General features: G+C 61.3%; 9 protein-coding genes. 1 reads left to right on the forward strand and 8 read right to left on the reverse strand.

Features of this window, described 5'->3' with window-relative positions:
• The first annotated feature begins 41 nt into the window (after positions 1-41).
• The gene (locus G365_RS0117965) at positions 42-4,805 is read left to right on the forward strand and encodes a calcium-binding protein (RefSeq protein ID WP_019646928.1); all 4,764 of its coding nucleotides are present in this window, start codon (positions 42-44) and stop codon (positions 4,803-4,805) included.
• An 83-nt stretch (positions 4,806-4,888) separates the two neighbouring features.
• On the opposite strand, the gene G365_RS0117970 is transcribed toward G365_RS0117965, so the two are convergent.
• From G365_RS0117970 to G365_RS0118005, 8 genes are all read right to left on the reverse strand, one after another.
• Complete coding sequence (locus tag G365_RS0117970; protein ID WP_019646929.1) at positions 4,889-5,629, reverse strand: LuxR C-terminal-related transcriptional regulator; 741 nt, start codon at positions 5,627-5,629, stop codon at positions 4,889-4,891.
• On the reverse strand, positions 5,626-7,158 hold the full coding sequence (locus G365_RS0117975) for a TolC family protein (protein ID WP_019646930.1): 1,533 nt from the start codon (positions 7,156-7,158) through the stop codon (positions 5,626-5,628). Before G365_RS0117975 ends, G365_RS0117970 begins: the two co-directional genes overlap by 4 nt.
• Positions 7,155-7,454, reverse strand: coding sequence for an antibiotic biosynthesis monooxygenase family protein (locus tag G365_RS0117980; RefSeq protein WP_019646931.1), 300 nt, complete (start codon positions 7,452-7,454; stop codon positions 7,155-7,157). The genes G365_RS0117975 and G365_RS0117980 overlap by 4 nt, the downstream gene beginning before the upstream one ends.
• A gap of 23 nt (positions 7,455-7,477) precedes the next feature.
• The gene (locus tag G365_RS0117985; protein WP_081628616.1) at positions 7,478-9,298 is read right to left on the reverse strand and encodes an HlyD family type I secretion periplasmic adaptor subunit; all 1,821 of its coding nucleotides are present in this window, start codon (positions 9,296-9,298) and stop codon (positions 7,478-7,480) included.
• Entirely contained in the window at positions 9,295-11,460 is a 2,166-nt protein-coding gene (locus G365_RS22275; protein ID WP_019646933.1) for a peptidase domain-containing ABC transporter, read from the reverse strand. Before G365_RS22275 ends, G365_RS0117985 begins: the two co-directional genes overlap by 4 nt.
• An 82-nt stretch (positions 11,461-11,542) precedes the next feature.
• Entirely contained in the window at positions 11,543-11,839 is a 297-nt protein-coding gene (locus G365_RS0117995) for a hypothetical protein (RefSeq protein ID WP_155976361.1), read from the reverse strand.
• Between the two features lie 47 nt (positions 11,840-11,886).
• Complete coding sequence (locus G365_RS0118000) at positions 11,887-12,228, reverse strand: hypothetical protein (RefSeq protein ID WP_019646935.1); 342 nt, start codon at positions 12,226-12,228, stop codon at positions 11,887-11,889.
• A 205-nt stretch (positions 12,229-12,433) separates the two neighbouring features.
• The gene (locus G365_RS0118005; protein ID WP_019646936.1) at positions 12,434-12,796 is read right to left on the reverse strand and encodes a YigZ family protein; all 363 of its coding nucleotides are present in this window, start codon (positions 12,794-12,796) and stop codon (positions 12,434-12,436) included.
• Positions 12,797-12,955: the final 159 nt, after the last annotated feature.

The raw sequence follows: 12,955 nt of genomic DNA on the forward strand, positions 1-12,955 counted from the left end.
AATGAGAGCATGGAAAACCGCCGTTATTGTGGAGAAGTCCCATGGGTGCCGTCGTTGAATGGGTGAAGGACAATATCATTGATCCGGTCGTCAAATTTGCCGAAGACCTGATCAACGCCCTTAATCCTGTCAAACACGGCAACGACAGCGACAACACCATAAAGGGCTTTATGCCCGCCAACTGGCTGTACGGGCACGGCGGCAACGATACGATTTACGGCTACGGCGCCTATAACTACATTGAGGGCGGCTGGGGCAACGACTACATCGAATCGTGGAGCGGCGGTGCCGATCTGTACGGCAACGAAGGCAACGACCGTATTTATGCCTACGGCATTTCGAACGATATCGATGGCGGCGACGGTGACGACTACATCGAAGCCGCCGGTGTCAGCAACAGCATCTATGGCGGCTGGGGCAGCGACACCATCGTCGCGCTGGCAGCCCGCAACTACATCAACGGCGGCTGGGGTGACAACCGCATCACCGCCATGGCGGGCAGCAACACCATTGTCACCGAAGGCAATGGCCGTAACACCATCACCGTTGGCGGTCTGCACAATGAAATCCGGACCGGCTGGGGGGATGACACCATCAGCGGCGGCGGCGGTTATAACAACGTCAATGCCGGGGACGGTAACAACCGCATCACCATCGGCGGGCTGTACAACACCATCACCGCCGGAAGCGGCAATGACACCATTCTCGCCCTTGGCGGTTACAACCGGGTCAATGCCGGGGACGGCAACAACCGGGTCGAGGTCGGCGGCGGCTATAACAACGTCACCACCGGCCGCGGCAACGACACCATTGTTGCTCTTGGGGCCGCAAACGTCATTTCCTCCGGGGCCGGGGATGATGAAATCACCGCACTCGGCGGGGTCAACGTCATCCGCTCCGGCGAAGGCAACGACCTGATCAGGGCCGGTGGTGGCGCTAACTTCATCCGGGATGACGGCGGCAATGACACCATCAGCGCCGTTGGCGGCGCTAACTTTGTCGCCACCCGTGGCGACGGCACTGATACCATCACCGTCGGCGGGATCGGCAACGTGGTGGCCGCGGACGGCAACAGCAATGACACCATCAACGCCCTCGCCGCAGGCAACCTGATCCACGCCGGGGATGGCAATAACACCATCAACGCCGCAGGCGGCACCAACATTCTGATGGCCGGGCGGGGCAATGACACCATCAACGCCGTCGGCGCCGCCAACATCATTCTGGCCGGGGACGGCAACAACCGGGTCATCGCCGGGGGCGGGCTGAACCTGATCAGCGCCGGACGGGGGAACGATACCCTGATCGCCGCCGGGATCGGCAACATCATGCTGGCAGGCGACGGTGACAACATCATCGGCGGTCTGGCCGCAGGCAACGCGATGATCGCCGGGTCCGGCAACGACATCATGGTCGGGGTCGGCGGGGCCAACCTGATGATGGCCGGGGACGGCAGAAACATCATGGCCGCAGCCGGGCATACCAACGTGATGGTGGCCGGACGGGGCGATGACATCATGGTTGCCGCCGGGATGAACAACATCCTGATGGCCGGGGACGGCAAAAATATCGCCGTCGCCATCGGCAACACCAACCTGATCGCCGGGGGCCGCGACAACGACACCCTGATCGCGGCGGGCAACACCAATATCGTCGCCGCCGGGGATGGCAACAACATCATCGGTGCCATCGGCAACACCAACATTCTGCTGGCCGGGTCCGGCAACGACATTATGGCCGCCGCCGGATCAACCAACTTCATGGCAGGCGGCGACGGCAACAACACCATGGTGGCCGCAGGCAACACCAACATCATGCTGGCAGGCAGCGGCAACGACATCATGATCGCGGTCGGCCGCAGCAACCTGATGTCGGGCGGCGACGGCAACAACATCATGGCCGCCATCGGCCAGAAGAACTTCATGCTGGCCGGGCGCGGCGATGACATCATGGCCGCCGTCGGCGACACCAACGTCATCTCCTCCGGCAGCGGCAATGACATTGTCGCCGCCATCGGCAACAAAAATCTGGTGATGGCCGGAGACGGTAATGACATCGTGGTCGCTGCCGGGAAAACCAACGTGGTCTTCGGCGGCGCCGGTAATGACATCATCGCCGCCGCCGGGCAGAAGAATTACATCACCGGCGGGGACGGCAACGACATCCTGCTGGCCGCAGGCAAGCAGAACCTTGTCGGCGGCGGCAGCGGCAACGACATCATCGTCGCTGCCGGAGAAAAGAACACCGTCATGGGCGGCAGCGGTCAGGACATCATTCTGGTCGCCGGGAAGTCGAACACCATTCTGGCAGACTTCGACATTCTGCCGGATCTGTCGGTCGGCAACCTGACCCCGGATATTTCAATCCCCAGCCTGAACATCCCGTCGATCAGCCTGCCGTCAGTGCGGATCCCCGATTTCTCAATCCCCCGCCTGCAGATCGGCGATATTGCCATTCCGCGCGTTGACCTGCCGGGCTTCTCGCTGCCGACCATCGGGCTGCCGAGCATCAGCCTGCCCAGCGTCAGCCTGCCCAGCTTCTCCATGCCGTCACTGGATAACCTGCCGGATCTGCCGCTGCCGAGCATCCCGGATCTCAGCCTGTCGTTCGGCTTCAGCGTGCCAAGCTTCAGCCTGCCCAGTTTCTCGATACCCTCACTGAATTTCAATCTGCCGTCGCTGAACCTCAACCTGCCGGACATGTCACACATTCTGGACAAGCTGGGATCCCTGAATCTCAACCTGCCCACCTTCTCAATGCCCAACCTCAGCCTCGGCGAGCTGTTCGACGATATCTCCCTGCCCGGCCTGCCGAGCCTGAACCTTGGTCTGCCCAGCCTGAACTTCAGCCTGCCCAGTTTCCAGCTGCCCAGTCTGGCCAGCCTGATCCCGCAACTGATCATGCCGTCGTTCAGCCTGCCGAACCTGACCCTGCCGAATGTGTCCTTCCCCGGGATCGACCTGTCGGCGGTGGTGAAGATGCCGTCGTTCCCCAGCTTCAACTTCATGAAAAACGAGGGCGATATTGTTGCCGCCATCGGCGAGGCCAACAAGGTCCTACTCGGCGGCGGGGACGATATCGTCGCGGCGATTGGCAAGAACAACAACATTCTGGGCACCGACGGGCGCAAGTTCGTGGTCGCGGCGGGCGAAAGCAACACCATCCGCACCATGGATCTGGCCAACATCACCGCAGGCATCCTCGACACGATGACCGGCAGCGATGACAAAGCCCTTGGCGATACCTCCGCCGGGGAAGGCGATGTGATCATTGCCGCCGGAAAGCTGAACAAAATCAGCTCCTACGGCGGGGATGACATCATTCTGGCCGCCGGTCAGGAAAACAAGATCGACGCCGGAAAGGGCAATGACATCGCCTTTGCCGTCGGCAAGAGCAACGAGGTCAAGGGCGGCGACGGCAACGACACGCTGGTCGCGATTGGCAACACCAACAAGATGGATGGCGGATCCGGCGATGACATTATGGTCGCCATGGGCCGCAGCAACGAACTGTCCGGCGGGGATGGTAAAGACAGCATCTTTGCCTTCGGCCACAAGAATATCGTCGATGCCGGGGCCGGGGATGACCGGGTGATGGCCCTCGGCAAAGAAAACTCCGTCACCGGTGGCGACGGCAACGACACCCTGATTGTCGGCGGCCTGAAAAACGTGGTCGAAGGTGGGGCCGGGGATGACATCATCCTTGGGGCCGGGGCCTACAACACCCTGCAGGGCGGGGATGGCAATGACAAAATCGTCTCGCTTGGGGCCGCCAACGTGGTGGACAGCGGCAGCGGCAATGACTTTGTGCTGACCGCAGGCGGGGCTTCGGCGATCTATACCGGCAGCGGGAATGACACCATTGTCTCCCTCGGGGCCGGGAACGCCATCTACGCCGGGGACGGTAACGACTTTGTGCTGTCTGCCGCCGGGGCCTCGCAGGTCTGGGGCGGGGCCGGAGACGACATCATCGTCAACACCTCCAGCGCCGGCAGCATTGACGGCGGATCGGGCAACGACTTCCTGATCGGTGCGGGCTGGGGGCTGTTTGACTTCTTCAACACCGCCTCCGGCACCAGTCTGCTGCAGGGCGTGGATGCGGCCATTGACAGCGTTGCCGGGGCGTTCGGCTCCATGCTCGGCTCGGCAGGCGATCTGATTTCCAAGCCGTTCTCGCTGCACTGGAGCAACGACAGTGCCACCATGACCGGCGGTGACGGCAACGATACCTTCTATGGCGGTCTGCGTAACGACGTGATGGTCGGTGGATCGGGCAACGACACCTATATCGTCCATGGTGGCGAAGGCAACGACATCATCCGCGACAGCGGATCGGGGTCTGATACGCTTGAAATCCGCTCCACCAGCGCCATCGGCTTCACCGCCAGCGCCGCCAATATCCGCGCCGAACTGACCGACGGCGGGAAGGATATCAAGTTCAGCTTCATCGTCGGGGATAAGAGCTATGGCTCCGTCACCATCGACGACTACAGCACCAGCGCCAACAAGATCGAAACCCTGAACCTGAACGACGGCGGGAAGAGCACCAGCTTCGACCTGAGCAGCATCTACGACAGCCTGAAGTCGGGCGGATCGTGGGGCCACAGCGGCCCGGTCAATGGCGAGGCCAGTCTGGATGCCATGAGCAAACTGCTCAGCTCCGCCCTGAACAACGATGTCGGGAACGAAGTCGGGGCATCGGTGCAGAGCGACATGAGCTTCGTCAACACCTACACCAATTTCAGCCAGGAAAGTCTGTCGACCGATACCGTGGTGACCAATGTGGAAAACCAGAAGTCGAGCTGATACCAATCAGCCTCGCTTTAAACCAAACCCCCCGCCGGTTTTCCGGCGGGGGGTTCTGTTATGTCTTCTGAGAGCAGAAAAGACTACAGCAGCCCGCTGTCCCGCGCCCGCAGCAACAGGCTGGCCGCGTTGTGGGCGTTCAGTTTCCGCATGACCGAATCCCGGTGCTTCTCAACCGTTTTAACGCTGATCCCCATCTCCCGGGCAATCGCCTTGTTGGACAGACCGGCGGCGATCAGCTCCAGCACCTGCCGCTCGCGGGCGGTCGGGGTCTGCTCCGGCAGCAGCCCTTCTGTGGCACACAGGCGCAGGACCTCTGGCGACTGATGGCGCTGTCCCGCCAGAACGGCATAGAGGGCCGCAATCAGAACCGCCGCATCCTCATTTTCCAGCACCTGCCCATCCGCCCCCCAGCCATCCTGCCGGATCAAGGCTGCCGGAGCAGGATCGTTGCCGAGAAGGAGAACGCGCCCGTCCGGATTAGCGGCACGGATCCGGGCAATCCCCGGCGCCCCCTCCAGCCCCGGCAGGCGGGAGGCCACAATCACCACCGCCGGACGGGCAGACAGGGCCGCAGCCAGAGCGGTCCAGTCGTCCGCCTCCGCCACCACGGCACACCCCCCCTGCCCGGCCAGAACCGAAACAAGGCCCTGCCGGACCAGCCGGTGATGATCAGCCACCACCACCGTCGGGCGGCCCCGGTCATCCCCGGCCAGAAAGGCCAGCGGACCCGATGACTGCACGGCATCGCCCTGCCCGGCATGGTTATCCGCCAGACGGGTCAGCAGCACGGCGGCAAGGGCCTTCGGCTCCTCCCCGGTCATGGGGTTGCCCCCGCAGGAACGGCCGAAACCTCTTCCTGCCGTTCCTGCGGTCTGGCCAGATCCTGAAGGCGCTGCGGCAGACCGCGCAGATGCTCTTCCACCTGCGTCCGGACCGCCGCCGGGTCGGTGACATCCAGCACCTCAGGCGCAAGCGGCAGGCCAAGTGCCATCAGCATATCGCCCAGGCTGCGCTGTTGTTCAGCCAGCAGATCATCGCGCTCGATATGGGTCAGAATACCGTCAACCTCAGCCCGGAACCGGACCAGCTCATCGGTGACGTTAAACGGCAGCCGCAGATCCCACAGATCGACGATCCCGTCATTGGTGGCAACAATGCGGTCTGACAGACTGACATCGCGGGTGATCTGCTGCAGAATGGTGCGCGATGTCCGCACCTGCTCCATCACCGCCAGACTCAAGGCCACCCGGCGCAGCTTCAGTAACTCTTCGTTATTGGCGGCCCGCTCGTTCTTCCACGGGAAGGTGATCAGGCCAAGCAGCTGCATCACCCCCCGGGCTCCGGTTTCAGTCCATGTCCGCACTGCGGCGGTGGAGCTGGTATCGGTGTTCAGGCCGTACGTCAGCGACAGATCCGGCAGCAGGCCCAGATAGGTTTTCCAGACATCAAGATGGGCATTGCGGATCTGATAATCAAAGTCCCGCAGTTCCGGGCGACGCATCAGCGCCTCATCGACCGCACGGTCAAGATCCATCCCCAGAGCCAGCCGCACCATACGGTCATCCGGCAGGCCAATCAGCGGCAATGGCTGATCTGATGGCAGATTCAGCAACCGTGCCAGCTTTTCCTGCGACACTTCCAGATCGCGGCGCAGGCCGCTGATCCGCCGCTTGAGCTGATACAGCCCCGCCTGTATGTTAAGGATGGTCAGCGGATCTTCCAGACGGCTCTCCCGCAGGCGCTCTGACAGATCCAGCAGATCATCAAGCCGCTGGTCGAGCACATCCAGCCGCTCCATCCGCTGTTCAGAGAACAGGGTGCGGTAAAAGTAATAGGTGACGTCATTGATCAGCGCGGCGGCAGCGCGGCGGCGGCGCTCCTCCGCTGCCAGACTTTCGTTGGCTGCCTGCCGGGCTGACAGATACCCGATCCCGAAATTGAGCACCGACCACTGGGTCTGAAGCACCCGCACCCGGCGGGAGGTGTTGGGCTTATCTTCCGGCGCGTCGCCAAGGCTGCCGCTGGCCCGGTTGCGGTGTGTGGAGTTGATGGTGCCGGACATATCAGGCAGCAGCCCAAGCTGGGCCAATGTCATCGAATCCTGCTCCATCAGCCGGGTCAGGTCATCGGTCCGCAGATCAAGGTTGGAAACCAGAGCCCGCGCAATCGCATCGGTCAGGGTCATCGGCCCCTGTACCGGCTGACGGTATACAGCCAGCGCTGCCCGGTCAGCCTCCACCCGGGCCCGGATTTCATCCCGGGTCAGCGGGTCAGGGGTGACCGCGCATGCCCCCAGCAGCACCAGTGCGCCAAGCAGCAGCGGATATGTCGTCCACCTCAGCGTCTTCACCGCTCGATCACATCCTCAACCAACGAAATGACCATCGTGCTGTTGGGATCAACCAACCCCTGAAACGGATCCAGTGCATCCCGCATGTCACCGTTTTTCACAAAAGCCAGCGCCCGCTCGACATCGTCAAACCGGTACAGAATCTGCACCTGTGTGGTGTTGTAGTTGACCAAGGCCTCGGCCTTTACAAACCCCGGCACTTTTTTAAGCAGCCCGTCGGTCCGGCGGAAAGTCGCCTTCAGCTCATCAATCCGGCCCGGCATCGCCTTTCCGGCCACTTGCACGATAATTTCCATCGCTTCCCCCTCTGCCCGCGGGCTCAACGCTCCCGCAGGCTGGTTTCCAGTGATCGCATGATCGGATAAATGAAGTAGGTGATGATCCGGCGCTTCCCGACACGGATATCCGCCGCGGCCGTCATCCCCGGAATCAGGTGGAAATCGGGAGAAATCCCGGTCAGCTTAACATCCGTCATCGTCGCCTGCCCGCGGAACACCGGCATCTTTTCCCCGCTCAGACGCTCAGGGAAGGTACCGTCGCTGACCAGCCGCAGGGTTCCGTGGGCCATGCCATGCTTGGTAAACGGCAGGGCATCAAACTTGATCATCACCGCATCGCCCGGCGTCACGAAGGCGACATCCTTGGGGTCGATATCCACCGCCACTTCCAGCGGTGCCTCCAGCGCCACCAGCCGCGCCAACACTTCCCCCGGCGTCACAAATGATCCGCCGGTCTTTTCCGCCACATCAAAGACCACCGCATCATAAGGGGCCGTCAGGCGGACCTGTGCAAAGGCCAGTTCGGTCTTTTTCAGCTGTTCGGTCAGGCGGGACTGTTCCCGCAGGGCATTGGCCAAAGCTTCGTTGCTGGCAGCCCGGGCTTCGTTCAGGAAGGCTTCCCGCTCCGCCTTCCGTCCTTCCAGCTGGCCGGTCAGGGCGCCGGTCCGCTTGCGGGCGGCAGCCAGATCATGCTGCATCGACAGACGGCGCTGTTCTGCCTCCAGATACTGAATCTGATTGGGTCCTTCCCGGCGGAACAGATCTTTTTCGCGGTCATAGAAGGTCTTCCGGATGGCCGTGACCTGTTCCTGCTGCTGGGCCTGCCGGACCATCACCGCCTGCTCTTCCTGCTCGCGGGCGATCTGGGTGGTCAGGCTCTGGATTTCCGCATCCCGGCTGGCCAGACCGGCCGCCAGTTTCAGACGGCGGCTTTCAAACAGCCGGGTCTGTACCTCTTCCTCACCGTCATTGTCGGAAAACCGCAGCGGCCGGGTGCCTGACAGTTCTGCCTGCAGGCGGCGGGTGGTCGCCTCCACGGCCCGCAGTTCTGACCGCATGCTCTGCAGATCAGCCTCCGAGGCCGTGCCATCCAGCACCACCACCGGATCTCCCTTCCGCACCACCTGCCCATTACGCACCAGCATCTGGCGGATGGTGCCCGTGCTGGTCGGCTGTATCGTCACCGGCGGCACCACGCTGACCAGCTTGCCCCGGCCATTGACCACCACATCAATCTGGGCGAACGACGCCCAGGTGATCGCCCCGATCAACAGGGCAAGCACCAGCCAGCCGGTCATCCGCATGGCCAGCGGTGGCCGTTCTGACAGAATCGCCAGATGGTCGGGCACAAAGCCCGGGTCCTCGTCCTGCTCCTTCCCCCAGCCGATCAGACGGCGCAGACGGTCGAGCAGAGTCCGTGGCGGCTCCTCCTCACTGTCGTCTCTCTCTCCGGGCTTCGGTGCGGCGGCGGAGAGCAGCTCCACCTTCTGGGCAGTCACCAGCCCGGCCAGCCGCCCGACAATCTGATAGGCCAGATCCGGGCTGGAGGCAAACAGGCCGACCATCGCCGCCCGGTCCACCACTTCCAGCGTCACATCGCTGCGGGCCAGTGCGGTGGCGGTACGTGGCTGGTTGGTCATCAGCGCAATTTCGCCGAAGACCTCCCCCGGATTGATGCTGGCCAGATACTGCGGGCCGTTGGCGGTCTCCCGCTGGATATCGACCACCCCATCACGGACGATATAGGCGCATTCGCCCATATCCCCTTCCCGGAACACCACCGTCCCGGCGGTGATCCGCGACAGACGGCCAATCGGGGGAGAGGCCGGAGGCGGTGCGGAGGCGGTGCCGTCAGTCATCATGCCCCTCCCTGCCGGGCTGCCGCCTGCGGCGGTGCCAGATGCGGGTTCTGCCGGAACCACAGGCCCCGGTACAGCTCACACCGCTCCACCAGCACCCGGTGCGGGGCAAAGTCCACCACCTGCCCCTGATCCAGCACCAGAATACGGTCCATCGACACCAGAAGATTAAGACGGTGGGAGATGTTGATCACCGTCCGCCCCATAGCGATCTGCGGAAAGCGTTCCATGATCAGGGTTTCACTTTCCGCATCCAGCGCGCTGGTGGCTTCGTCCATCACCAGAATGCGCGGACGCGGCAACAGGGCCCGGGCAATCGCCAGCCGCTGCTTCTGACCGCCGGAAAGGTTGGAGGCATTCTCTTCCAGCATGGTGTCATAACCCTGCGGCAGATCTTCAATAAACAGATCAGCCCCGGCCAGACGGGCTGCCTGTATCACCTCCTGCAGTGACGCCCCCGGCTGGCTGCGGGCGATATTCTCCGCCACCGATCCCCGGAAGATGAAGCTTTGCTGCGGGACAATCCCCAGACTGGTCCGCAGATGGGTCAGATCAAATTCCCGGATGTCAAAGCCGTCAACACGGATGATCCCTTCCGCCGGCTGATAAAACCCCTGCACCAGCTTTGCCAGTGTGCTCTTCCCGGCGCCACTGCGCCCGACCACCCCGATCTTCTCACCCGGCTGAATGCTGAAGCTGAGACGCTCCAGCACATTGCGGTCAGCCTGCGGATAGCGGAACACCACCGACTCAAACGCAATCGCGCCTTTGATCTCGGGCGTTACGCCCCCGGTGCGCGCGCTTTCCAGCGGACGGTTCAGGATTGTGCCCAGCATCTTCACCGACAAAGCCGCCTGCTGGTATTTACTGACCAATCCGACCAGCTGAACCAGCGGCCCGGTCACCCGGCCCGACAGCATGTTGAAGGCAATCATCGCCCCCGCGCTCATCACCCCATCCAACACCTGCTGGACACCAACCCAGACAATGGCGATGGTCATCAGGCGTTGCAGAAAGCCGCTGACTTCTGACGTCATGGCCGACATCCGGCTGACTTCGAACTGCTTGCGCACGGATTCAGCCGACCGCCGCATCCATTCCCGTTTCTGGGTGGGCTCCAGCGCCATGCCCTTGATGGTCTCAATGCCAGCAATGGTTTCAATCAGCATGGAATCACGGGTCGCCGCCGTGCGGTACAGCGCGCTCAGGCGACGGCGGTTAGACGGAATGGTGATGACCACATTGATCGCAATCAGCACCGTACAGCCAAGAACCAGCAGGGTCAGGGTGTGATTGTAGAACCACAAAATCGGCAGGAACACGAACAGCGCCGTCGCTTCCAGCAGGGTCAGCATCAACTGGCCGGTCAGGAATTCGCGGATCGTGGCGATCTGCTGCATGTTTTTGGCGATAATCCCCGCCGAGGTGCTCTGAAAGAAACTCAGTGGCAGGGCCATCATCCGGTCAAAGGCCAGCTCTGCGGCCTTCACATCGACCCGTCCGGTGACATGCAGCAACAGCATGGTCCGCAGGTAGCCGATCATGGACTGCATCACGACGGCCAGCACCGCACCGCCAAACAGCACATGCAAGGTATCCAACGTGCCATTGGAGATCACCTTGTCGAGAACCACCATGGAAAACAGGGGTGCGACAAAGTTCAGCACATGCAGTATCACCGCAATCAGCGCAATCTGGCCCAGAATGCCTTTCGTCGATGCCAGTTCCTGCAAAAACCACGAGAAGCCGAAGGACTCCGCGTCTTCCGCTGCGGCCTTCTTACGGTCCACCAGCACCAGACCGCCGGTCCACTTCTCGTTGAAACGATCCAGCGGTACCGGAATCAGGATCGCTTGCTCCACCATCGGATCGAGGATCATCACATCCTCGCCACCGTCATTATTGCGACGGATGTTAACGACCAGAACAGAGCGCTGGTTGGTCAGGCGGGCAATGGCGGGAAAGCTTTTCTGAGCATTTTTAATGCCCTTGGCTTTCAAAGACAAAGTCTTGGCGTTCAGCTCGGCATGGCCGGCCAATTCGACAAGCTGCTCTTCCGACACTTCTTCGTCAGTGATGGCATGGCGGCGCTTCAGGGTTTCCACAGTCAGTGGAACCTGTCGGTGACGCGCTGCCAGCACCAGGCATTTGAGCGCAGTATCCATAGGGAGCCCTTCCCCCGATGGTCAAAAGCACAACAGGCGGAGCAGGGGATCCCCCCCTGCCCCGCCGAAGTGTTTTACCAGATCAGAAGTTGGGCGAAACCGGGGTGGCCGGAGCCGCCGCAGCCGGAGCGCTGACCACCGTGGCCCCATCGCGCGGGGCACGCTGGATCAGGCCGCGCTCCAGCAGAATGCGGATCACTTCGTCAGCCGCGGTATACATCTGCAGGAAACCTTCAGCCGACATCAACAGGCGGTGGCTGAATTCCCGTTCGGTCTTCCCATCCGGGCCCTGCCCGGTGCCATAATGGAAAAAGTCGATGCGGACAACGCCGCCGGTGATGGAAATATCGGTGGTGCCGTCAGCAAAAATCTGGTCCATGGTTTCCCCCTGGGGCATGCAAAAAACGAGAGACAGAATCAGCCTGATCACCCCGCCGGGGTTTCAGACTCCGGCGCTGCGGGTGGAAGCGGGCTGGCTGCCGCCTGACGCTGCAGGTCCGCCACAATTTTTCCGCCGTATTCGTACAGGAATTTCGACATCTGCAGGAACTGCGGCTTGGACATCACCAGCCGACACACGGTTTCCCGGCGCTGGAGGGTGTCTGTGCTGTCAATTGCCAGAGAGTAGAAATTAACCTTAACGGCAATCTCGGTCTGCTGAATCCCATGGATACCGTCGACATAAAACTCCGGGTCGCCTTCCTGCGCACCCCAGAGCTCAATTTTCATGCCGTCGCCATCGACTTCGTAGATTTTACGTCCACTCATATTACCCCCCGCTTCCGATCTTCTGATCGTATCAGCAATGCGTTTCTGCAATCTCGAGAGAGCAGTGGCAAAGACTGTATACATATCAGAATGAATCGCAAACCAGTTCTGAAGAGCCGATACACTTCAGACACATTCAGTTAAGGGACAAAGGGAGCACTCAATCGGGGAAAAACACGATACCCCGAATGTATCACTCTCAATATCAGGGCGAATTTTCAGTCAGAGCGGTAATATAAGCCTGAGCTGATTCTTTGACATGCCGAAACCGATCACCACCAAGATGGGTTCCGCCATACCAGCGGGTTACAACCACGATGTGATTTCTGATCTCAGCGCTTTCCAGCATACGCAGGATGATCATCCCCGCACCGCTTTCCCCGTCATCATTCTTCAGGGAGCCCTCCTCACAGAGCAGAGCCCATGAATTATGAGTCGCTTTGGCAAACTTCTTTTTTCTCTTCAACTCTTTAAGGAAGAGGCGCGCTTCTTCTGCTGTGGTGGCAGGACCGCCAGAGACCGCATACTTTGAGCCACGGTCAGTCAGGACATGATCGATGATGTTCATTTCAACAGAATAGCGGTCTCATTGTTGAGCATCAAGAGAGAGGCCGGGAAGCAGAGCATTTCCCCCTCTTCTGCCGGGCCACCTTTCCCGTTCTTTCCGGGACGCACGAAAAAACCACCCAGCTTTTGTCTGGGTGGTTTTGTGTTCCTGCTGGAACGT

It is taken from the genome of Novispirillum itersonii subsp. itersonii ATCC 12639, assembly GCF_000381985.1.
GTDB lineage: Bacteria > Pseudomonadota > Alphaproteobacteria > Rhodospirillales > Rhodospirillaceae > Novispirillum > Novispirillum itersonii.

Coding starts and splice junctions, on each gene's coding strand:
- G365_RS0117965 (WP_019646928.1), top strand. CDS start 42: ATGGGTGCCGTCGTTGAATGGGTGAAGGACAATATCATTGATCCGGTC.
- G365_RS0117970 (WP_019646929.1), bottom strand. CDS start 5,629: ATGACCGGGGAGGAGCCGAAGGCCCTTGCCGCCGTGCTGCTGACCCGT.
- G365_RS0117980 (WP_019646931.1), bottom strand. CDS start 7,454: ATGGAAATTATCGTGCAAGTGGCCGGAAAGGCGATGCCGGGCCGGATT.
- G365_RS0117985 (WP_081628616.1), bottom strand. CDS start 9,298: ATGATGACTGACGGCACCGCCTCCGCACCGCCTCCGGCCTCTCCCCCG.
- G365_RS22275 (WP_019646933.1), bottom strand. CDS start 11,460: ATGGATACTGCGCTCAAATGCCTGGTGCTGGCAGCGCGTCACCGACAG.
- G365_RS0117995 (WP_155976361.1), bottom strand. CDS start 11,839: ATGGACCAGATTTTTGCTGACGGCACCACCGATATTTCCATCACCGGC.
- G365_RS0118000 (WP_019646935.1), bottom strand. CDS start 12,228: ATGAGTGGACGTAAAATCTACGAAGTCGATGGCGACGGCATGAAAATT.
- G365_RS0118005 (WP_019646936.1), bottom strand. CDS start 12,796: ATGAACATCATCGATCATGTCCTGACTGACCGTGGCTCAAAGTATGCG.